Source organism: Pseudomonas sp. M2(2023), assembly GCF_030263955.1.
GTDB lineage: Bacteria > Pseudomonadota > Gammaproteobacteria > Pseudomonadales > Pseudomonadaceae > Aquipseudomonas > Aquipseudomonas asiatica.
In genome coordinates, this window is the sequence record NZ_CP127114.1 from 2,797,370 (window position 1) to 2,818,811 (window position 21,442).

Here is a 21,442-nt window from a genome sequence, read left to right on the forward strand (position 1 = left end):
CAGCGGTCACACCGGGCTAAACAGCACCCGCCTGAAGGCCTCGGCAGCCAGGTGCACCTGTACCGCCCAGTCCTGCGCCGCATCACTGCCGGCATCATCGGAAATGTACTTCAGGCACACGAACGGGATGCCTTCGCTGCGTGCGATCAGCGCCAGCACGTAGGCTTCCATGTCGACCACGTCATAGGGTGCATCGCCATGGTTGATCTCGAAGCTGTCACCACTGCCGCAGGTCTCCAGGGCCAGGCCGGGGATCTGCGCGCCATGCTCCAGCACCAGCGGGATGTCCGACAGAGGCGTCTGGTAGCGGGCGAAACCCAGCGGGGTCACATCCATGTCGCGCTGCACGAAGCGGGTGCAGCACACCACCTCGCCCTTGCCATGGCGCTGGCTGCCGGCCGAGCCGAGGTTGACGATCAGCCTGGGCCGGCGCGCAGCAATGGCCTTGGTCAGGGCGATGGCGGCATTGACCTTGCCGATGCCGGTGAACACGGTGTTGACGTCAGCGAATACATCGCCGGCCTCGGCTTCGAGGGCGAAGACAAACAACGTGTCGTCCAGGGAAATGTCGGGGAATTGCTTGATCAGCATCATGGCGCAGGTGGTTCCGGGTGGCTGCGAAAGGCGCGGCCATTTTCGGTCAACCCCGGCTAATTGCAAGCCCCGGCGGCCACCACGGCTCGTAATGCCTGCGCCCTGCCCAAGCCTGCAGCGCTGGCCTGGGCCAGGCATTGCAGCTGCTGGTCGGCATGGGTGCCATCGCGCAGCAGGCGCTGTGCATGCAGGAAGGCGCGTTCGGCGTCTACAGTGTCGATCGGCAACTGTTCCTGCAACTGGGCCAACCAACCTGCGGCCGTGACCGGCTGCTGCTCATGCAGACCAATGAACTCGCCCTGGCGCCCATGGCGCATGGCGCGCCAGTAGTTTTCCTGGGTGATCCAGCGCTGCTCGCGGTTGCAGGCGGACGAGTCGTGCCGGTACACGATGCTGTGCTCGACCAGGTGACGAAATAGCGCGGCGATGCACAGCGCGTCCTCCAGCCGCGGGCAGCCATCGCAGATGCGCAGTTCGACCGTCGGGAAGCGCCGTGAAGGCCGGATCGCCCACCAGAAGTCGCCATCCGCGGCCAGCGACCCTGTGCGTTGCAGCAATGCACGGTAGCGCTCGTAGGCAGCCCAGTCCGGCAACGGCTCGGGCAAACCCATGTGCGGCCACTCCCCGCAAATTACCCGCCGGTAGCTCATGTAGCCGGTGCACTGGCCTGCCCACAGCGGGGATGACGTGCTCAGCACCAGCAACAGAGGCAGCCAGCCCAGAACACGGTTGATCAATTGGATGCGGTCGCAACCTGGCGGTACGCCCACGTGAACATGCAGGCCGTTGAGCAGGCTGCGCCGCGCCACATGCCGGTAGTCAGCGAACAGTTGCTGGTAATGCGCAGGGGTTGCAGGTTTCTGACGCAGCCAGGCGGCATTGGGGTGGCTTGCCGCGCCGTACAGGCCCATGCCCTCTTCGGCCAGCGCTGTGTTCAGCCGCTGGCGGCTGTGCTGGAAGAACTCGCGTGCCTCGAACAGGTTGGCGAACACCGGCGAGGCCACCTCGATCTGGCTGCGGAACATTTCCTGGGCAAAATGCTGGCCCAGCGCCTTGCGACAACGCCCGAGCACGGCTGGCGAAGGTGTGGCTGGCACCTGCCCCGTGTTCAGGTTCACCAGCAGGTATTCTTCCTCGATGCCGAACGTGCAGGGTCGGGCCATGCTGCCTCAGCTGTTGCGGGTGACTGTGAGCACCACCGCGGCGATGCGCTCGACCTGCTCGTAACCGGGTTCGTTCAGTTGCTCGCCAAACACGTCCGGGTCGATTTCCCGATACACCCAGGACCATTCCGGGCCTGCCAGGCGCAGGCGAATGGCTTCGAGCAAGGCATCACGGCCTTCGCTTATCGCCACGCCGGTATACAACAATAGCGAGCCCCCCGAGCCGAGCCGCTCGCAAGCTTGCTCGACGATACGCAGCGAAAGCTGCGCGCCGAGCGAACCACCGCCATGCCGATAGGTACGTTGGCAGGCATCCAGCATGTACGGCGGGTTGGCAACGATAAGGTCGAACAGCCCGGTAATGCCGTCGAGCACGTCACTGGGTTCCACGGAAACATTGCTCAAGCCCGCCAATGCCGCGTTGATCGCGGTATAACGCAGCGCGAGCGGGTTGATATCCACGGCGCTGACCTGGGCATGGGGCGCCGCGCGGGCGATCAGCAAGGCGCCGACACCCGTGCCGCACCCGATATCCACGGCATGCTCGACACGCTTGGGGATGCGTTGCAGGTGATCGTGAATCACTTGGGCGAAACGGTAACTGTCGGGGCCGAGAAACACTGCGTCGGTTTCCTCGGTGGGGTAAGCAGAGTGCAGCAGCAGCAGGTCGTCGATCGTGGACCAGCGCACGGTGCTGATCAGCAGTTCTCCGTGCTGCTTGAGCACCTGGGCCCGCCGCATCTGGTCCAGCTCATCGGCAGAAACCAATGACGAACGGAACGGGCGGCTCCAGCCGAACACATCGCGCACTGTCCTGGCTTGCCCGGCTTCCGGGCGCGCATTCACGCGAGCATGGGTTGCCGGGGTGACACAGGTGAAGCGGTAGCCGTCGGCGCGCAGGCGCCTGCCCAATTGCAGCATTGCCTGGTCAGCCTGGATTTGTTGTGGATCGAGCAGCATCAGCGGGTTACCTCCTGATTCAGGCCGGTAGCACGCAAGTAGCGCCGGGTGGCCAGCAACCCTTCCGGTGTCGCATGACGGTTACCGGACATCGTGTCGATCAACGTCTGGATATCGGCGTCCGGGGCAGGAGTCGCGAGCGTATCATCCGATTCCACCTTCACCTCCCAGCTGCCGGGCAGCACGCGACGCCCGCGGGCTTGCAAGCCTGCAGCGATCCAGTCGTGCCATAGCTGTTTTTCATACGCCGTGAACACGCCATACATCGGTGCCGAGGGGCCATCGATGAGTCCCCACCAGCGGCTGTTGGCGGGTGCTTCACCACGGCGGATCCAGCCCTGTGCCTGCAAGGCTTGCAGAAACGCGGGCATGGCACCGGGCTCGGCCAGCCATTGGTTGACGGTGCGTTTTTGCAAGCGGCAATGGTCGGAATGCATGAATTGGCCAAAATTGCGCTTGCGCTCCAGTGCCGACAGCAGCTCGGATTCAAGATCGAAGCTGCTGATCAGGCTGGGTGTATCAAGCCCCAGGTCATTCAAGCGGTACCCGCTGCGCACCCGCTGGTAGAACTGACCAGCGTCGTCGACCGGGCAGAATTGGCGTAGCGCCTGGATGGACAGATGCGCATGCCCGCTGGCCGCGTTGTCGATGGTCACATGGAGCTGGAAATAATGGCCATCGATGCCCACTTCCGCCAGTTCGTAAGTGGTAATCAGCAAATGCAACGGTGGTTGTTCATAGCCCAGGTTGTAGCCGATCAGCTCGGGAAGAAAATCATCGCCATGGCGCCCCAATGCCAACTGCAAGGCACCTTGCAGGTAACGCTGGTCGTCCAATTCAGGCAGGCCCAGGCAACCCAGCCGGCTCAACAGCCGTTGGTAGATCAGCACATGGTTGCAGCGCGGATCACCGCCACCCAGTTCTTCCAAGTAGGTGCGAATCAGGCCGTGATAGCGCGGATCGCCCCAGTGACGCAAGGTGCTGTGCAGCCATGCCCCGTCCACTGCCTTGGTGGGCGCCACTTGTTGCAGGAACCACAACGCCTGGGCGCGGTTGGCAAAGTAGCGCCGAGGTGCGCCTTGGCGGCGTTGTTCGAGGTAACCGGCATAGGCTTCGGCCACCTGGCTTGCATGGCCAGCGCTCCAGGCTTCCAGCTGAGCAGGATCGGCAGGCAGGTCATCCGGCAAACGCTGCGCGCGTGCCAATTGTTCGCTCAGCCAGGCTTTGCTCGTGGTGTCGTGGCTCACGAGCAGCTTGTGGTAACGCTCCTTCAGGCTTGGCCCAGTTGCCGAAGCCGGTATCACCGCGCCGGTCTTGCGGGTCATTACCGTCATGCCGTAGTCCTTGTCCGCGTTTTATTGGCTGGGTTTCTGCCCGGGCATCGGTTCAGGGGCCGGCGCCGGTTGGGTAGCGGGTTTGTCGCCGGGTTGCTGCATCTGCAGCGAAGGTTTGCTTTGGTCGGCATCCTTTGCCGGGTGGTCGTTGTCCCGGTCGAAACAGCCACCCAGCAAGCCAAGCGTGCCCACCAGCGCTATCAGGGGGATCAATCGCATGGGGTTCTCCTCATGTGCAGAATCGCAGTGCCCGATCACCCGGGCACTGCGTAGGCTCACTTACGAACGGCCGCCCTTGCGGCCCGATTCGCTGGTACGGCCACCACCGGATTGCTGGCCGCCCTTGCGCCCAGCTTCGGAGGCTTTTTCGCGGTCATTGGCAAAGTTGCCCGGGTTCTTGTTGCCACCCTGGCTGCCTTGCTGGTTGCCGGTGCGGCTGTTCTCTTTGTTGGCCATGGTCTTAAACCTCGTATGACTTCGGAATGCACGGCATTACCCGCCGTACACCTGTTGGGAGTTCGGTCATTTCGGCGGATTCGGTTTAATGCGAAGCGTTCGGACCAGCGGCATTAAATAAGCGGCATCAGCATATTTGGCGCGCCTGTCAGTCGCGCGATGTGCTTTCCAGGCGTGCCTGTCGCCTTCCCAGCACCCCGCCGGTCAGCGCCCAACCCAAGGCAATCAACGTACCGATCAACATCGCCAGTTGCGGATACTCGCCCATCACGTCCAGCGCGCGTTTGAGCCAACCACTCAACGCATCACCGCCGCGGTAAACCACGGTGTCGATGAAGTTCTTGGCCTTGTACTTGTCCTCGACGGGCAGCACGGTGAACAGCATCTCCCGCCCCGGCCGCACCAGCGCGTACTCACCCGCCCGACGCACCACCATCACCACCACGAACCCGGCGAACATCGGGGCCAGTGCCAGCCACAGGAAGCCCGCAGCCATCACCAGCGGCACCGCCACCAGCAGCACGCCCACCCCCAGCCGGCGTGCCAGGCGACCGGTGAGGAACACCTGGGTGAGGATGGCCAGGGCCTGTACCACGCTGTCGATCAGGCCGAACACCTGGGTTTGCCGGGTACGGTCGGTGAAGGTTTGGCTGACGATGCGTGCCTGCTCGAAATACAGGAAGGTGCTGACACTGGCGAGCAACACCACGAACAGGGCAATGCCCAACAGGTAGGGCGAGCGCAGTACGGCAGTGGCACCGGCAAACGGGTTGCCGCCCAGTGGCCGGGAATCCACCCGCTCGGCTTGCGCCGGTAGAAGGTTGAGCTTTCGCCAGCGTTGCAAGTACAACGTAGCGCCAATGCTGCCCAAAAGAAGCGCTGCGGCCAGCAACAGCAAGCCGGCATGGCCCAGCGGCGCTACCAGCAGCGTGCCCAGGATGGGGCCGCTGAGTCCACCCAGGCTGGCCCCGGCCGCCAGCAGGCCGAACAGGCGCTTGCCTTGTGCGGTGGAAAACAGGTCGGCGAGCACGCTCCAGGCCAGCGAGATGCTCAGCAGGTTGAACACCGACAACCAGATGTAGAAGGCCCGCGCCGCCCATGAAGCTTCCGGATTGCGGGCAAACAGCACGGCGAACAGCAGCAGGTTGCTGGCGAAAAAGCCGTAGGTACATGGCAGGATGTACCGGCGCTGCACCTTGGAGGCCAGCCAGCCAAACAACGGCAGGCACGCCAGGGTGGCGACGAAAGTGCCGGTGAACAGCCATTGCAGGTTGTCCACGCCACCGGCGACGCCCATGGTTTCGCGCACCGGGCGCAGCATGAAATAGCCAGTGAACAACAGGTAGAACAGCAGCAAACCGGCGATCACCGCCGGCCCTTCGCCGGGCTGGATGTTCAGCCCCTGGTCCAGGCGCCGCCGCCAGGCTGCCATGGTGTCAGGCAAACTGCTTGATCAGCGCCTGTTGCTGCGCCAGGGTCAGCAACGGCCCGTGCCCGGCCTTGAGCTGGTCAAGTTGGCGCTCGGGCCGGCTGGTCGCGGGGATGACCGTGGTCACCGCCGGGTGACTGATGGCGAACTTGAGAAACAGCTGCGCCCAGCTGCCGACACCCGCCTCTGCGGCCCAGCCGGGCAAGGCCTGGTCCTTCACCCGGGCGAACAGGCGGCCATCGTCGAACGCCCGGTTGACCAGCACGGCGACGCCCTTGTCCTGGCACAGCGGCAGCAGTTCGCGGGCGGCGTCGGGGGCATTGACCGAGTAGTTGATCTGGATGAAGTCCAGCGGCTCGCTGCGCACGATGCGGGCTACCTCGTCCTGGCCACTGTTCAGGTAATGGGTGATGCCGACATAGCGGGTCTTGCCCTGCTGCTTCAATTCGCGGGCATAAGGCAGCTGGGTCTGCCAGTCGCGCAGGTTGTGGATCTGCAGCAAGTCGACCTTGTCGGTGCGCAGGCTCGCGAGGCTGCCGGCCCATTGCGCTTCGGCGTCTGCCCGGCTGTCGGCGGCGATCTTGGTGGCAATGAAGCATTGCCGGTGCCAGCCGCCCTCTTCCAGCAGCTGGCCGAGAATGCTGTCGGCGCCGCCGTAGTTGGGCGAGGTGTCGATAACCCGGCCACCGCCTTCGAAGAACGCCTGCAGTACAACTTTCAGCTGCTGGTACTGGGCAGAACCGGCTTGCACTTCGAAACTGCCGGAGGTACCGGCGCCGATCGCCGGCAGCGCTTCACCGGTGCTCGGCACTTGGCGGGTCAGCAAACCCGCCGGGGCAGCGGCGTGCAACCAGGGGCTGGCGGCCAGCAAGCCCAAAGTGGCACCCGCACGTAGGACATCACGACGTGCGTACATGGAAAAGCTCCCGTCATGAAGCGGAAACTTTCAAGGCTAGCCGCTGCCCCCGGCTGCGTCCGGTGTTTCTGTATCTGGATGTTTAGCGATCAGGCTTGCAGCAACAGGCTCAGGTCGACACCCGTCTCGCTCATCGGCGGACACCAGTAGTATCCACCGGTCAGTGGCCGGCTGAAGCGGTACAGGCCGTCGATGATGCCGTCCTCCAGGCCGCTCATGCGCCGCAGCTGCACCTCGAACGCATCGAAGCTGTGGCCCAGGGCCACGAAGGCCAGGCCAGCGCCCCGTTGGTCTGCCCAGGCCACCGAACGACGGACCATGAACGCTTCTGGTTCGAAACTTTCCTGGGCCGTGCGCTTGACGTGGGCGGACTCGGGGGCGTCGTCGAGCTCTTCGTTGTCGCTAAGGCGCCGGCCGATGATGTTGTCCTGGTCAGCCTGGGGCAGCGACTTGAAGTACTCCAGGTCGTGCTTCCACAGCTGGAACGCGGCAAAGCTGGAGCCATCGGCGCCAATTGCCGCCTGCACGGCCTCTTCGTCCACCGGGTTTTCGGTGCCGTCCTCATAGCCGGTCAGGTCATGGCCGCCACGGTGCAGGAAGCCATCGACGCTGTCGGCCAGGCGCAGGGCCGGAGCCAATGCCAGCTCAAGGGCCTGGGCCCGCAGCAGCAGGTCACCGCGCTCGTCGCCACGCAGCCACAGCCACAGGGCGTGTTGGGTGCTGGGGTTCTCCACGGCAGCATCCAGCTGGGGGAAGGCGCGCAAGCCAGGTACGTCACGGCCCAGGGCCTTGGCCAGCGGGGCGCCGACACCCAGGATCAACTGTTCGCCATCGACCTGCGGCAGCAAGGCATCCAGGGCGGCAGGCAGGGCCTCGGGCGACTGCAGGGAGAAGAACAGGTGACGGGCGTGGGCCGGCACCGGGGTGGCAAGCAGACCTTGCTGGAACGGCATGACAGGCTAATCCTCGGTAAAAACAGGAATGCTACTGCGCCTGCAGGCCTGCTGCAACGCGGCATACAGCCTCGCTGGCCGCTGCGCTTGGTAACAAACGGTTACCAAGGGCTGGCGTTTTGCGATTAGCTATCAATCAGGGCCGACCTACACTCCACCGGATCCTTCGCCCGAGAGACCGCCCATGACCGCCTCCCCTTTGCTCACCGCTTTTCTGCCGCTGGCCCTGGGCATCATCATGCTCGGTCTCGGGTTATCGCTGACCCTGGCCGACTTCGCCCGCGTGGTGAAGTACCCCAAGCCGGTGGTGGTAGGCCTGGTTTGCCAGATCCTGCTGCTGCCGCTGGTGTGCTTCCTGATCGCCAACGGGTTTGGCCTGGAGTCGGCGCTGGCGGTGGGGCTGATGTTGCTGGCCGCCTCGCCGGGCGGTACCACGGCCAACCTGTTCAGCCACCTGGCCCATGGCGATGTGGCATTGAATATCACCCTGACGGCAGTCAACTCGCTGATCGCGATCCTGACCATGCCACTGTTGGTGAACCTGTCGCTGAGCTGGTTCATGGCATCGGACCAGGCCATACCGCTGCAGTTTGCCAAGGTGATGCAGGTGTTTGCCATCGTCCTGCTGCCGGTGGCGCTGGGCATGCTGGTTCGCCGCTTTGCACCCGCCTTCGCCGCGCGCATGGAGAAGCCGATGAAGCTGGTGGCTGCGTTGTTCCTGGCGTTCACCATCGTCCTGGCGCTGGCCAAGGACTGGCAGACCGTGGTTGCCTACGCGCCGGTGGTGGGCCTGGCCGCGCTGCTGTTCAACCTGCTGAGCCTGAGCGTGGGCTACTGGGTACCGCGCCTGCTGAACATTCCCAAGCGCCAGGCGATTGCGATCGGCATGGAGATCGGCATCCATAACGGCACCTTGGCGATTGCCCTGGCATTGAGCCCTTCGCTGCTGAACAACGCCACCATGGCAGTGCCGGCGGCGCTGTACAGCCTTATCATGTTCTTCACCGCGGCGGCGTTTGGCTGGTGGGTGAGCCGCGGGCATGTGGTGGCGCAGCCCAAGGGTGAAACGGTGAATTGAGGGCCTTTCCACGTACCCTGTGGGAGCGGGTTTACCCGCGAAGAATCCAACTCGGTGCATGGCACCGGCTGCGCCGGTGTTCGCGGCTGAAGCCGCTCCCACAGGGTCCCTGCTGACTCAATGAGTCATGTGCAGTTGCATCATCGTGGGCTGCTCTGCCAGTCGCTGTCACAACTGGCTGCGCTTGTGCCGCAACTGCTGTTTCAACACCTTCAACGGCGGTGCATAGAAGAACCCGAACGACACACTCCCCGTTCTCCCCTTCACCGCATGATGCAACCGATGTGCGCGGTGCAGGCGCTTGAGGTAGCGGTTGACCGGCCGTAGCTTGCGTGGCCAATGCCGATGAAAGAACCCGTCGTGGGCCACGACATACAGCACGCCGTACCCCGCCACGCCGCCACCTACCCACTGCAAGGGCGCAAAACCACCCTTGCCCAGAGCCATCAGCAGCGTGGCGATCAGCCCCAGGGCTACCAGGTACAGGTCATTGGTTTCGAGCATGCCCAGTTGCGGCTCATGGTGCGAGCGGTGCAACCACCAGCCCCAGCCATGCATGATGTACTTGTGAGCCAGCGTGCCAACGCCCTCCATGGCCACCAGGGTGCCGAACAGTACGGCGAGATTGAACAGCATGGAACGGTCCGGGGGATGGCAAGGGAAGGCGCAAGGGTACCGATTGCCCGCGTTTTTTTCCATGCAGGCGTGACCGGTTGCGGGCCCTTGCGGATGAAGCCATTGTCATGTTTTTGCCCTTGACCTGGCCTGCCACGGGGCGTAACGTCCGCGGCGCAATTTTGCATCCCTGAACAGGAGACCTGCATTGGACAGTAGCCCCAGTCGCATGCGACAGGCCCACGTGGCGCGCTAGTCCGGCAGTGTCCTGCACTGTCTGGCCGGCCTGGCAAGACGGTGGTTTCTTGTAATCCCCCTCTTCTTCCTCCCCCTTCGTGGTCCTGCGCATTTTCTGGTTTTTCAACCGCGCCAGCTGATGGCGTTCTTGCGGGCGTGTGCCCGTGGAAGAGGTTTGCTATGGATTGGAAAGTATTTCTGCTGCGTGTCAGCATCGCCCTGCTGCTGGGGGCGCTGATCGGTGCCGAACGTCAACTGCGCCAGCGCCTGACCGGGCTGCGCACCAATGCACTGGTCAGCACCGGTGCCTGCCTGTTCGTGCTGATGACCCAGGCGGTGCCGGGCATGGCGCCCACCGATGCGTCGCGTATCGCCGCGTACGTGGTATCGGGCATCGGTTTTCTGGGTGGCGGCGTGATCATGCGTGACGGGTTCAACGTACGTGGCCTGAACACTGCCGCCACGTTGTGGTGCACGGCCGCAGTCGGCGTGCTGTGCAGCCTCGGGCTGCTGCTGGAAGCGACGCTGGGTAGCCTGGTGGTGCTGTGTGCCAACATCCTGTTGCGCGACATTGCCCAGCGCCTGGACCGCCAGGAAGTGGTGCCGGCCAGCGAGGTGGAGCAGCACTTCGAGGTGCGCATCGTCTGCCGCGCCGAGGACGAGATCCAGGTCCGCAGCCTGATGTTGCACAGCCTGGGCGACCCGCAGCTGCGCCTGCAGTCACTGCACAGCGAAGACCTGGCGAACCCCGCACGCCTGGAAGTGCGCGCCGAACTGCTCGGCACCGCGCAGGCACCAGCGCAACTGGAACGGTTGGTCAGCCGGGTCAGCCTGGAGAAAGGTGTAAGCTCGGTGCGCTGGCAATTGCAGCCGCAGGTGCTGGCGGCAGACTAGAACGAAAGGACTTCATCATGCGCATTCGCCCTACCCTTGAGCAAGACATTCAATGGCTGCCGGGCGTCGAACGCTCGGCGGCCCAGGCCTTTGCCGCCCGGCCGGCGCTGGCATGGCTGGCGCAAGGAGATGTGATGGACTGCGGCACCCATCAGGCATTTGTCGAAGCTGGCGGGAGCTGGGTGGCCGAGGGGCCGGATGGGCGCATTCTGGGGTTTGCCTGTGCCCGGTTCGAGGATCAGGCGCTGCATCTTCATGAAATTTCGGTGCGCCGGGAGGCCCAGGGGCAAGGTGTCGGGCGCAAGCTGCTGCAGCAGGTGGCCGATGCGGCGCGCCAGGCGGGGGCGCGGGAGCTGACCTTGACCACCTTTGCCGATGTTCCATGGAATGCGCCGTTCTATGCGCAGTTGGGGTTCGAGGTGATCGGTGAGGGGCTGCTGGATGCACGCTTGCAGCAGATTCTGGCCGATGAGCTTGCCCATGGGCTTGAGGGCCGTTGTGCGATGCGCCTTGGCTTAGATATTTAGACCCCGGGGCTGCTTTGCAGCCCATCGCCGGCAAGCCAGCTCCCACCTTGACCGCATCGGCCTCGAGCCATGCGCTATCCCCTGTGGGAGCTGGCTTGCCGGCGATGGGGCCGGTACAGGCAACCGAGGGTCTTTATTCATCTACGCCCACCACTGCACGTTCTGCCAGGCAATACCCATCCCGCCCCTTACGCTTGGCCTGGTACAGCGCCGCATCCGCTGCCGCCATCAGGCGCTCGGCCGTCATCCCCTCCCGCGCCAGGTCACCCACGGCAATCCCCGCACTGCACGACACCCGCCCCAGTGGGCTACCTGCATGCTCCAGCATCTGACGCCGCAACAGCTGTTGCACTTCCTGCACCAGCAGCTCCGCCCCGCGGGCATCGGTATCGGGGAGCAGCAGTGTGAACTCCTCGCCCCCATAGCGCACAGCCAGGTCGGCCGGCCGCTTCAGTGCCTGCTGCAGCACCTCGGCAAAGCGCCGCAGGCACTGGTCGCCCGCTGGGTGCCCGTAACGGTCGTTGTAGGCCTTGAAGTAATCCAGGTCGAGCATCACCAGCGCCAGCGAGTAGCCCTGGCGTCGTGCCCGACGCAGCTCCGGCTCGAACACTGCGTCCAGCCGCCTGCGGTTACCCAAGCCGGTCAGGCTGTCGGTCAGTGCCAGGGCCTTGAGGGTCTGGTGTGCCTGGTGCAGCGCCCGCTCGATGACAATACGCTCGCGTAACTGGCGCAACACCACACCACCAAACGCTGCCAGCCCCACCAGCAACAGCAGCAACACTGCCACCGACTTGATCGCATCGTGCCGCCAGGGCGCGACGATCGATTCCCGCGACAAGCCGGCCTCCACCACCAACGGGTAGCTGGCCAGCGCGCGATAGCCATACAGCCGTGGCGTACCGTCCACCACGGCGACCGCCTCGGCCACCCCTTCGCTTGCATGCGGCAGGTACTTGCGGAAGATCTCGCTGCTGCTAAGGCTGCGGCCAATCACCTGTTCGACGAACGGCCGCCGTACCAGAATAGTGCCGTCGCGCTTGGCCAGTACCAGCGCGCCGCGTTCGTCGATCTTGAAGTCGCCGTAGTAGCGTACGAACCAGTCCACCTTGATGGTGCCCAGCAACACCCCGGCGAAGCTGCCATCGGCGTATTGCAGGCGCCGCGAAATGGGGATGATCAGGTCGCCAGTAGAACGGCTGCGCACCACCGAGCCGATGTGGACCCTGCGGTCGGTATGCTCGCGGTGGTAGATGAAGTAGTCGCGGTCGGCATTGTTGGCATTGGGCGGGACTACCGCCTGGTCGGTAACGATCCAGCTGCCATCCGGGCCATACACGAACAACCCGTGCAACTGCGGCATGATGCTTTTCTGCTGGACCAGCAAGGTATGCAGGCGCGGCCGGTCGATGTGCTCGAAGCCGTCGCCTTCCAGGCGCTCGGCCAGAGCCGCGGTAATTGCGTCGACCTGGCGGATGGCATCTTCCGCATGCTGCGCCGTGGCCCGGGCCAGATTGGAGACCATGTTCTCGGCATTGGTGAAGGCGTGCCGGTAGTCGCGCCAGATGCGCCAACCTTCCACCACGACGAAGGCGAGCATCACCACCAGCATGAACGCGAGTACCAGGCGGAACAGCGCCACGGCCCGGCCCTCGCCGGTTATCGCGAAGAGCCCGTCCTCATCCTGTTTCCTGGCTGCGCACATTGAAATCCCTAGCCTTACCGCGTTCGCCGCGTTTCACTATAGTTCAGCATCACCTGAGCGCAGCCGACCAGGAAAAAGATTAAACCTTTGCTCCCCATTCACCCTCAACCGTACGCGACACTGAGGTCGCGCCACGGTTTAAGGAGTGAAGCATGAGCAGTCTTTTCATCAAGCGTGTCGGTTTTTCCATGGTGTTGGGCTTGGCATCGGTGCAGGCAATGGCGGCGAGTTCCGATGACTTCGTCGAAGCGGCCACCGAGGCCGGTATTGCCGAAGTGGTCACCGGCAAGCTGGCTCTGGAAAAAACTCAGAATGCCGAAATCAAGACCTTTGCCCAGCAGATGGTCAGCGACCACACCAAGGCCAATCAGAAACTCGGCGACATCGCTCGCAAGCTCGACATCTCCGTACCCGATGAGGCGGCAATAACCGACAAGGTCAAGAAAATGATCCTGGAATGGCGAGAGGAGTCGTTTGACAAGTCTTACGTCAACAACCAGGTCGACGCTCACGAAAAGGCGGTGGAGTTGTTCAAGAAGGAAGCCGCATCTTCCGACAAGGCTGAATTGAAGGCCTTTGCCAGCGAAACCCTGCCCAAGCTCGAACAGCATCTGGAGCATGCCAAGGCGCTTCAGGCCAAACACGGCAAGTGAGGCCCGCCATGAGTAACGATGCATTGAAAGCCGAAGTGCTGACTCGCCTGTTGCACGCTCACCCCCAGGGGCTGGGCAAGGAAGTGCTGGACAACTACCGGGGCGAGAAAGCCGTGGCCGGCATGCTCAAGACCCTGCAGGAGGCCGGTTTGATCCAGGAGGGGAGCCCGCAGAATTCGGAAAAAATCGTACGCTAACAGTTCAAGCGTCCCGGCCACGCCTGACTGTAGCTTGTTGACTGGTCAATCTGTCTCGCGGGTAAAGCGATAGAACAAGTTCGGCTCGCTGACCACGTACAAATACCCTTCATCGTCGATGGTTACGCCTTCGGCTTGGGGTATACCTTTCAGCAAACCAGCAAACCCCCTCGCCAAGGAGCGGAAACTCACCACCTTGCCCTCGTCGGTCATTTCAATCAGCAGTTTCGACTCGTCGCTGAGCAGGATCAGATGGCCGCTCTGTTGATCGAATACAACCGAAGACAAGTCAGTGGCAAACACCTTGTCTTTTACTAGGTTGGACATGTCGCGGACGTGCAGGGAAACGCCTCCTTCCAGGCTGGCACGAAGGCCGCTCACTTCCAGTAATTGCCGGGGGTCACGCTCCTTGGTCACAAACAAACGATCACCTTTTAGGTCGTAGGCGAGCCCTTCAAGGCCTTTGTTGTCCTCCTTGCCAAGCGCCAAGGTTAGCGCTGAATACTGGTCTAGGCTCAATGGTCGATCAGGAGAAAGCTTACCGTATTCGTCGATGGGGATATCCACGATAACCAGGCTCTGCCGCCGCTCTTCGGCAATGACCAGTTGACCGTTGCCGGCATAGGACACCGCTTCCACGTCGTGGAAGCCATCCAGGCTGTAACGTCGCTCCACGTCACCGTCACGACTGAGGGCCAGCAGCTCGTTCGGGCCATTGGTAACCGCCCACAGCAGATTTAGGTCAGGATCGAAGGTCAGGCCCGAAAGGTTGTTGTCCACACCGGGAACCGCCTTAGCATCCAGCTCAACCCGATAGCCAGGCAGCCACACAGAGCGCTCCTGCCAATCGTCTGTGTGCCAGTGGGTCTTGATCCAAAAGTACAGACGATCATCAAGGTGATGAGTACGTACTTGGAATACGGTGAGCAACACAAGGCATACAAGCGCCCACATCCAAACACTTACTTTCCGTGTTCGGCCCAGCCAGTTTTTAGCCATCAAATACATTAGAAGCCTCGTTAAATCAGACTGACGCCACGAGCCGTGATGGTTTCAACCCGACTCGGCGCGGCTGGCACAGGTGATACACAACGGCGTGGCCGGATCGAACTCCAGACGGCCCGAGGCGATCAACTCGCCGCATTGGTTACACCAGCCATAGTCGCCCTCGTGCCAGCGCTTGAGGGCCAGTTGGAGACGGACACGTTCATGCCGTGCACGACTGCGGATCGCATCGTTCATCGCTTGTTGCTGGAGTGCGTCCATTCTCGATAGACGCCCCACCTTGCTTTGATCCAGCTCTACCGATTGCGAGCGAGACTCAGCGTCTCCCAGCAATCGATCCAGCTCGGCAGCCCGCTGTTCCAGTAGGGTCTTGAAATGGGCAAGATCGAGGGCGTCGTCCAGGCTCATTAGCGCAGCAGTAACAGCGGACTGGTGGTGGTACGGAGCATGCTGGTAGTGGTGCTGCCGACCAGGAACTGCCGGATACGTGAGTGTCCATAAGCCCCCATCACTAGCAGATCGATGCCATGCTCTTTCTGATAGGCGTGCAGGGTACGTTCTATTTCACCGCTCCGAGTCTCAGCGCGAACGGTAAATCCGGCGTTGATCAGCACTTTCTGCGCCCAGTCCAGCTGCGCGGACGCTTCGTCGTTCACGGGCCCAACCATGACCAGATGGATCGGCAGCCCCTTCAGCAGCGGGCTGGCTGCCAGCATCTCCACACCCTTGCGGGTTGTAGCGCCGCCATCGAATGCCAGCATCGCGCTCTTGGGCTTTTGGAAGTTGGCCGGGGTGACCAGGATTGGCCGGTGCATGATACGAATAACGCTTTCCAGCTGGCTTCCGACATGCTGACTCAGACCGCCACTAGACTCGCCCTGGCGACCGATAACCAGCAAGCGCGTTTCACTTTGCAGCTCTTGCAAGCTCTCCAGTAAATCGCCATGTCGCTGCTTGGACTCCGGTGCGCGCACACCATCATTCACGGCCCGTTCTTTCGCGGCTGCAAGCATGATTCGCCCTTGTTCAAGGGCCAACTTGCCGCGCTGTTCATCCAGGGAAGCAAGCTCATCAAGCAGGTGCTCGCGGCTGCCAAGGCCAATGTTGCCACTCAAATCTGCTGCAACCGGATACTGGCGCTGATCCAGCACATGCAGGAAGGTCAGCGGCGCTTCCAGGCTCAGACTGGCCCAGGCCGCGTAGTCGCAAACAGCTGGAGCCGAGGTGGAACCGTCGATACAGGCAATTAGGGGTCGTTTGCGGGAGAGGGCGAAATCCTACGCTAAGGCTTTGGCCAACGATATTCTCCGGTAAGATTGATGTGTTCCGAGGGGATAGGAGAAGTCGCTTGATATCTAGTATGACGTCTGTCGCACCTGCTTGATCGCGGCCGCGATAGCTAGATCGCGTTGCTCCTCTTCTCCATCCGCGTTCCAAGCTGCGGAAAGGCACCCATAAGCGTACGCCTGGTCGAGCAGGCGACGCGGATCGACGTCCAGCGCACGAGAGAATGCGTCCGCCATCTGTGCAATGCGTCTGGGATCGAGACAAAGGTCGTCTCTGTCAGCCGGATCGTAGAACATATTGGCGGCGCCAAAGCCCACTTCACCGACCAGACCGACGGGATCTATCACCAGCCAGCCGCGACTGGAGAACATGATGTTTTCATGATGCAGATCGCCATGTAGCCCACGCAGTTCCGAGGCATTGCTCATCATTTGATCGGCTATAATCGCCGCGTGGACGTAGTCAGTTTGACAACCTGCGTTTTGATCATCGCGCGCCCGCTGAAACAAAGCTGCAAAGCGATCCCGGATCGGGAGAAGGGCAGAAGGCAGGGGTTCCTCAGATGCGGCATACAGCTTCGCCATTAGTTCCGCTGCAATTTCGGTCGCCTGGTAGTCGCCGTGCTCGGCAACGATGTGAGAGAGCATTCGCTCCCCGGCATATTCGAGCAACATCAGATTGTTCTCACGACCGAGCAACCGGACTGCTCCCCTCCCATTGCGCCATACCAGATAGTCGGCCCCGCGCAGTTCATCAGCAATGTCTTCTATAGGTTTCAATCCCTTGACGATTGCAGGAGTCCCGTCTGGCAATGAAACTTTCCAAACGAGGCTGGAAAAGGTGTCCGCAATGAGAACAGGTTGCGAAACGTGCCAATGAGCAGGAAAAACAGGCGGCATGAACATCAACCCCAAGTCAGAGGGTCCAATCGCAGATAGAAGGCAAGGCGTTCGCGGTCGGGGGCTTCGATCCCCAATACATTGAATAGGACAGCGAAGGCGCGCTCTGCTTCATCTGGCGCTGCCCAGTTCTCTTCGGCGTTAGCAATCATGAGTGCCAAATCGGCATAGCGATCTGCTGTTCCGAGCCGCCCAAGGTCGATCAGACCCGTGCATTGAAGAGTTTTAGGGTCCACCATGAAGTTCGGCATGCAGGGATCACCATGGCAAACAACCATATCGGTGCGCTCTTGGTCGAGCCGCACCGGTAGCTCTCGTTCGACACGAGCCAAAAGATCGAGCTGCGGCGTACTCTTGTCCTCGTCCGGTAAGAAGTCGGGATTGACGGCATTGCGGGACACCACATCAACGGCGCGTCCGAACATTCGCGACAGCCTGCGCTCAAACGGACATTGATCAACCAATAGGCTGTGAACAGCGCCAAGTTGCTGCCCCATTGACGGCCACGCTTTGAGCAAATCCGCTCCAGACAGATCAGCCGCCGGTACTCCCGGAATTGCCGTTATCACCAAGCATGCACCCTCCTGTTCCTCCTGCCAGTTGATCACCTCGGGGCAAGCCACACCTCGACCTTTGAGCCAAATGAGGCGGTCACGCTCTCCAGCGAGCTCACCGCGGCGGGAAGCAGGTGCGATTTTCGCGAAGGCATGCCCGTCACCACGTCGAAAAACAAAATCACCAGATTCTCCGCCTCTGACAGGCAACCAGTCAGAATGCGATTCACCAAAAAAAATATTAGTTCGATTCAATGGAGGTTCCTTCAGTTTTCTGATGAAGCGCGGAGGTGGCTCAACCTGCGAAAAGAAACGAGTTGCTACGTAAGTCCGAGAACATGCTTTCCATGGTCTCTGAGCTCGCCTTTGGGACCGACATATCGGTAGAGAGTGACGCGCTCGATGCCGAGTTCCTTGCAGAGATCGGAAACTGAAGTATCGCGCTGGGCCATGGCGGCTTGCGCGAGACGCACCTGAGCTTTGGTGAGCGCGAATTTTCGTCCGCCCTTGCGACCGCGCGCTCTCGCGGAGGCGAGACCCGCCATGGTGCGCTCTCGGATCAGATCCCGCTCGAACTCGGCTAAGGTGGCGAAGATTCCGAACACCATGCGACCGGACGCAGTCGTGGTGTCGATCTGAGCGCCCTTTCCAGTCAGAACCCGCAGGCCGATCTTGCGGTCTGACAGCTCCTTCACCGTGTTGACCAGATGGGCAAGCGATCGTCCGAGGCGATCGAGCTTCCAGACCACCAGCACATCGCCGTCACGCAATGACTTGAGGCAGGCAGTCAAGCCAGGGCGATCATCACGACCGCCGGAAGCAAGATCATCATAGATATTGTCCCGTTCGACACCTGCGGCGCGCAAGGCGTCGTGCTGCAGGTCGAGAGACTGCGAGCCATCGGCTTTGGAGACGCGGGCATATCCGATCAGCATGTATCACAAACGTTGGTTTGAGGCGGCGCTTCGGCCACGATTGCATTGACCTCTGGAAATGTATCTCAACCAGCTTCATAAATAAAGCGTCTTGAACGCTATCAGATTTTGAAAAAGGAACATGTATGCCGCGTCGCGTCACTCTAACCGATCGGCAGAAAGACGCGCTGTTGCGCTTGCCGACTTCACAGACGGATTTGCTCAAGCACTATACGCTGAGTGATGAAGACCTTGGGCATATCAGGCTGCGTCGGCGCGCTCACAACAGGTTCGGCTTCGCCCTGCAATTGTGTGTCCTGCGCTATCCCGGCCGGGTGCTGGCTCCAGGCGAACTGATCCCTGCAGAGGTCATCGAATTTATCGGAGCGCAGCTTGGCCTGGGTGCCGACGATCTCGTAGACTATGCTGCCCGCGAGGAAACACGGCACGAGCATCTTGCCGAGTTACGGGGGCTCTACGGCTTCCGCACCTTCTCCGGACGTGGTGCGAGGGAGCTGAAGGAATGGTTGTTCCGAGAAGCCGAGATGGCGGTGTCGAACGAGGATATCGCCCGTCGCTTCGTAGCCGAGTGCCGACGCACCCGCACTGTCCTTCCCGCGACATCCACGATCGAGCGGCTTTGTGCCGCGGCTCTCGTCGATGCCGAGCGACGCATCGAGACGAGGATCGCCAGTCGGCTGCCTATGCCGATCCGAGAACAGTTGCTGGCATTGCTCGAGGAGACGGCTGATGATCGGGTGACCCGTTTTGTGTGGCTGCGCCAGTTCGAGCCTGGCTCGAACTCTTCGTCGGCCAACCGGCTGCTCGACCGGCTCGAATATCTGCAACGCGTCGATCTCCCCGAGGATCTGCTTGCCGGCGTTCCTGCCCATCGGGTGACTCGTCTGCGCAGGCAGGGTGAACGGTATTATGCCGACGGCATGCGCGATCTCCCGGAGGACAGGCGGCTTGCGATCTTGGCTGTTTGCGTCTCGGAATGGCAGGCGATGTTGGCCGACGCAGTGGTCGAAACCCACGACCGGATCGTCGGCCGTCTCTACCGTGCTTCGGAGCGTATTTGCCATGCAAAGGTCGCAGACGAAGCGGGGGTGGTGCGTGACACCCTGAAATCCTTCGCCGAGATCGGGGGCGCCCTGGTCGATGCACAGGATGATGGCCAGCCGCTGGGCGATGTCATCGCGAGTGGGTCAGGGTGGGACGGCTTAAAAACCCTTGTTGCAATGGCAATCAGGCTGACCGCCACCATGGCCGACGATCCGCTCAATCATGTGCTCGACGGTTATCACCGCTTCCGCCGATTCACTCCACGCATGTTGCGCCTGCTCGATCTGCGAGCTGCGCCCGTTGCACTGCCGCTTCTGGAAGCGGTGACGGTCCTTCGTACCGGTTTGAACGATGCCGCGATGACCAGCTTCTTGCGGCCCAGCTCGAAATGGCATCGCCACCTTCGGGCCCAGAGGGCTGGCGACGCTCGCCTATGGGAGATCGCGGTGCTGTTCCATCTGCGCGATGCGTTCCGCTCCGGAGATGTCTGGCTTACTAGGTCCCGGCGCTATGGCGATCTGAAACACGCACTCGTTCCGGCACAAGCCATCGCGGAAGGCGGTCGTCTCGCTGTGCCATTGCGGCCGGAGGAATGGCTGGCAGACCGGCAAGCTCGCCTCGACATGCGGTTGCGCGAGCTTGGCCGTGCCGCTCGCGCAGGCACGATCCCGGGCGGGTCGATTGAGAACGGCGTTCTGCATATCGAGAAACTCGAAGCCGCCGCGCCGACAGGCGCCGAAGATCTGGTGCTCGATCTCTACAAGCAGATCCCGCCCACGCGCATCACCGATCTCCTGCTGGAGGTGGATGCGGCGACCGGCTTCACCGAAGCGTTCACCCATCTGCGCACAGGAGCACCCTGCGCTGACCGGATCGGGCTAATGAACGTTATCTTGGCGGAAGGGATCAACCTCGGCTTGCGCAAAATGGCGGATGCGACAAACACCCACACCTTCTGGGAATTGATCCGCATTGGACGGTGGCATGTCGAGGGCGAAGCCTATGACCGGGCGCTGGCCATGGTGGTCGAGGCACAGGCAGCGTTACCCATGGCCCGGTTCTGGGGCATGGGCACGTCGGCTTCGAGCGACGGACAGTTCTTCGTCGCTACAGAGCAAGGTGAGGCCATGAACCTGGTCAACGCGAAATATGGCAATACCCCGGGCCTGAAAGCCTATAGCCACGTCTCCGACCAATATGCGCCGTTCGCAACCCAGGTGATTCCTGCAACGGCAAGCGAAGCGGCTTACATCCTCGATGGCCTGCTGATGAACGATGCTGGACGCCATATCCGCGAGCAGTTCACCGACACGGGCGGCTTCACCGATCACGTCTTTGCCGCATGTGCCATTCTCGGCTACCGGTTCGCTCCGCGCATCCGCGACCTGCCATCCAAACGGCTCTACGCGTTCAATCCGTCGGCCGCCCCGGCGCACCTGCGAGCGTTGATCGGCGGAAAGGTCAACCAAGCCATGATCGAGCGCAATTGGCCCGACATCCTGCGCATCGCCGCCACCATTGCTGCCGGGACCGTCGCGCCAAGCCAGATTCTGCGGAAACTCGCCTCCTATCCGCGGCAGAACGAGCTCGCGACAGCCCTGCGGGAAGTCGGTCGCGTCGAGCGCACCCTGTTCATGATCGACTGGATTCTGGATGCCGAACTCCAACGGCGTGCCCAGATCGGGCTCAACAAAGGCGAAGCTCATCATGCGCTGAAGCGGGCAATCAGCTTCCACCGCCGCGGTGAAATCCGCGACCGTTCCGCCGAAGGCCAGCATTACCGCATCGCCGGCATGAATCTGCTCGCCGCCATCATCATCTTCTGGAACACCATGAAGCTCGGCGAGGTCGTTGCAAACCAGAAACGCGATGGAAAGCTGCTATCGCCCGATCTCTTGGCCCATGTTTCGCCGCTCGGATGGGAACACATCAATCTCACCGGAGAATATCGCTGGCCAAAGCCTTAGCGTAGGATTCCGCCCCCTCCCGCAAACGACCCCAATTACGTGG

General features: G+C 61.9%; 22 protein-coding genes and 1 pseudogene. 6 read left to right on the forward strand and 17 right to left on the reverse strand.

Features of this window, described 5'->3' with window-relative positions; translation table 11 throughout:
- Positions 1–6 precede the first annotated feature (6 nt).
- From QN085_RS12995 to QN085_RS13035, 9 genes and pseudogenes are all read right to left on the reverse strand, one after another.
- Entirely contained in the window at positions 7–594 is a 588-nt protein-coding gene (locus QN085_RS12995; RefSeq protein ID WP_023661554.1) for a 5'-methylthioadenosine/S-adenosylhomocysteine nucleosidase family protein, read from the reverse strand.
- 56 nt (positions 595–650) lie between these two features.
- Positions 651–1,757, reverse strand: coding sequence for a carboxylate-amine ligase (locus QN085_RS13000; RefSeq protein WP_023661555.1), 1,107 nt, complete (start codon positions 1,755–1,757; stop codon positions 651–653).
- 6 nt (positions 1,758–1,763) lie between these two features.
- A complete protein-coding gene (locus QN085_RS13005; protein ID WP_023661556.1) occupies positions 1,764–2,717 on the reverse strand; it encodes a N5-glutamine methyltransferase family protein in 954 nt (317 codons plus the stop codon).
- Positions 2,717–4,051 (reverse strand): iron-containing redox enzyme family protein, encoded by a 1,335-nt coding sequence (locus tag QN085_RS13010; protein ID WP_024087141.1) that lies wholly within the window; start codon positions 4,049–4,051, stop codon positions 2,717–2,719. The genes QN085_RS13005 and QN085_RS13010 overlap by 1 nt, the downstream gene beginning before the upstream one ends.
- 21 nt (positions 4,052–4,072) lie before the next feature.
- Positions 4,073–4,270, reverse strand: coding sequence for a hypothetical protein (locus QN085_RS13015; protein WP_023661558.1), 198 nt, complete (start codon positions 4,268–4,270; stop codon positions 4,073–4,075).
- Between the two features lie 60 nt (positions 4,271–4,330).
- Positions 4,331–4,450 (reverse strand): annotated as a pseudogene (locus QN085_RS13020) (con-10 family general stress protein); the annotation flags it as partial.
- Positions 4,451–4,655: 205 nt separating this feature from the next.
- Positions 4,656–5,939 carry an NTP/NDP exchange transporter gene (locus tag QN085_RS13025; RefSeq protein WP_024087142.1) on the reverse strand — a complete coding sequence of 428 codons (1,284 nt, stop codon included), beginning with the start codon at positions 5,937–5,939 and terminating at the stop codon, positions 4,656–4,658.
- A 4-nt stretch (positions 5,940–5,943) separates the two neighbouring features.
- Positions 5,944–6,852: an aldo/keto reductase gene (locus QN085_RS13030; protein ID WP_023663102.1), complete on the reverse strand. Its 909-nt coding sequence runs from the start codon at positions 6,850–6,852 to the stop codon at positions 5,944–5,946.
- Between the two features lie 89 nt (positions 6,853–6,941).
- On the reverse strand, positions 6,942–7,805 hold the full coding sequence (locus QN085_RS13035) for a Dyp-type peroxidase (RefSeq protein WP_013972645.1): 864 nt from the start codon (positions 7,803–7,805) through the stop codon (positions 6,942–6,944).
- A gap of 184 nt (positions 7,806–7,989) precedes the next feature.
- Here QN085_RS13035 and QN085_RS13040 point away from each other — a divergent pair, with 184 nt between their 5' ends.
- Entirely contained in the window at positions 7,990–8,883 is an 894-nt protein-coding gene (locus QN085_RS13040; RefSeq protein ID WP_023661652.1) for a bile acid:sodium symporter family protein, read from the forward strand.
- A 168-nt stretch (positions 8,884–9,051) separates the two neighbouring features.
- Here QN085_RS13040 and QN085_RS13045 read toward each other — a convergent pair whose 3' ends face one another.
- On the reverse strand, positions 9,052–9,519 hold the full coding sequence (locus QN085_RS13045) for a sterol desaturase family protein (RefSeq protein ID WP_023661653.1): 468 nt from the start codon (positions 9,517–9,519) through the stop codon (positions 9,052–9,054).
- Positions 9,520–9,915: 396 nt separating this feature from the next.
- Here QN085_RS13045 and QN085_RS13050 point away from each other — a divergent pair, with 396 nt between their 5' ends.
- Together QN085_RS13050 and QN085_RS13055 are read left to right on the forward strand one after the other, a co-directional pair.
- Positions 9,916–10,629: an MgtC/SapB family protein gene (locus QN085_RS13050; protein WP_013972648.1), complete on the forward strand. Its 714-nt coding sequence runs from the start codon at positions 9,916–9,918 to the stop codon at positions 10,627–10,629.
- 17 nt (positions 10,630–10,646) lie between these two features.
- Positions 10,647–11,156 carry a GNAT family N-acetyltransferase gene (locus QN085_RS13055; RefSeq protein WP_023661654.1) on the forward strand — a complete coding sequence of 170 codons (510 nt, stop codon included), beginning with the start codon at positions 10,647–10,649 and terminating at the stop codon, positions 11,154–11,156.
- Between the two features lie 133 nt (positions 11,157–11,289).
- Here the strand turns inward: QN085_RS13055 and QN085_RS13060 are convergent, their stop codons facing one another.
- On the reverse strand, positions 11,290–12,858 hold the full coding sequence (locus tag QN085_RS13060) for a sensor domain-containing diguanylate cyclase (protein ID WP_023661655.1): 1,569 nt from the start codon (positions 12,856–12,858) through the stop codon (positions 11,290–11,292).
- A gap of 152 nt (positions 12,859–13,010) precedes the next feature.
- On the opposite strand from QN085_RS13060, the gene QN085_RS13065 reads away from it, so the two are divergent.
- Together QN085_RS13065 and QN085_RS13070 are read left to right on the forward strand one after the other, a co-directional pair.
- Complete coding sequence (locus QN085_RS13065) at positions 13,011–13,511, forward strand: DUF4142 domain-containing protein (RefSeq protein WP_013972651.1); 501 nt, start codon at positions 13,011–13,013, stop codon at positions 13,509–13,511.
- Between the two features lie 8 nt (positions 13,512–13,519).
- A complete protein-coding gene (locus tag QN085_RS13070) occupies positions 13,520–13,708 on the forward strand; it encodes a hypothetical protein (protein WP_285691390.1) in 189 nt (62 codons plus the stop codon).
- Positions 13,709–13,753: 45 nt separating this feature from the next.
- Here QN085_RS13070 and QN085_RS13075 read toward each other — a convergent pair whose 3' ends face one another.
- From QN085_RS13075 to QN085_RS13100, 6 genes are all read right to left on the reverse strand, one after another.
- Complete coding sequence (locus QN085_RS13075) at positions 13,754–14,716, reverse strand: SdiA-regulated domain-containing protein (RefSeq protein ID WP_010794530.1); 963 nt, start codon at positions 14,714–14,716, stop codon at positions 13,754–13,756.
- A 45-nt stretch (positions 14,717–14,761) separates the two neighbouring features.
- Positions 14,762–15,121: a TraR/DksA family transcriptional regulator gene (locus QN085_RS13080; protein WP_003090764.1), complete on the reverse strand. Its 360-nt coding sequence runs from the start codon at positions 15,119–15,121 to the stop codon at positions 14,762–14,764.
- A complete protein-coding gene (locus QN085_RS13085; protein ID WP_026014172.1) occupies positions 15,121–15,960 on the reverse strand; it encodes a universal stress protein in 840 nt (279 codons plus the stop codon). The genes QN085_RS13080 and QN085_RS13085 overlap by 1 nt, the downstream gene beginning before the upstream one ends.
- 108 nt (positions 15,961–16,068) lie before the next feature.
- Positions 16,069–16,905, reverse strand: coding sequence for an aminoglycoside O-phosphotransferase APH(6)-Id (locus QN085_RS13090; protein ID WP_000480968.1), 837 nt, complete (start codon positions 16,903–16,905; stop codon positions 16,069–16,071).
- Entirely contained in the window at positions 16,905–17,708 is an 804-nt protein-coding gene (aph(3'')-Ib, locus tag QN085_RS13095; RefSeq protein ID WP_010794532.1) for an aminoglycoside O-phosphotransferase APH(3'')-Ib, read from the reverse strand. The genes QN085_RS13090 and aph(3'')-Ib overlap by 1 nt, the downstream gene beginning before the upstream one ends.
- Positions 17,709–17,773: 65 nt before the next feature.
- A complete protein-coding gene (locus QN085_RS13100; RefSeq protein ID WP_000904906.1) occupies positions 17,774–18,388 on the reverse strand; it encodes a recombinase family protein in 615 nt (204 codons plus the stop codon).
- Positions 18,389–18,513: 125 nt separating this feature from the next.
- On the opposite strand from QN085_RS13100, the gene QN085_RS13105 reads away from it, so the two are divergent.
- A complete protein-coding gene (locus QN085_RS13105) occupies positions 18,514–21,399 on the forward strand; it encodes a Tn3 family transposase (protein WP_010794533.1) in 2,886 nt (961 codons plus the stop codon).
- The last annotated feature ends 43 nt before the right edge of the window (positions 21,400–21,442 follow it).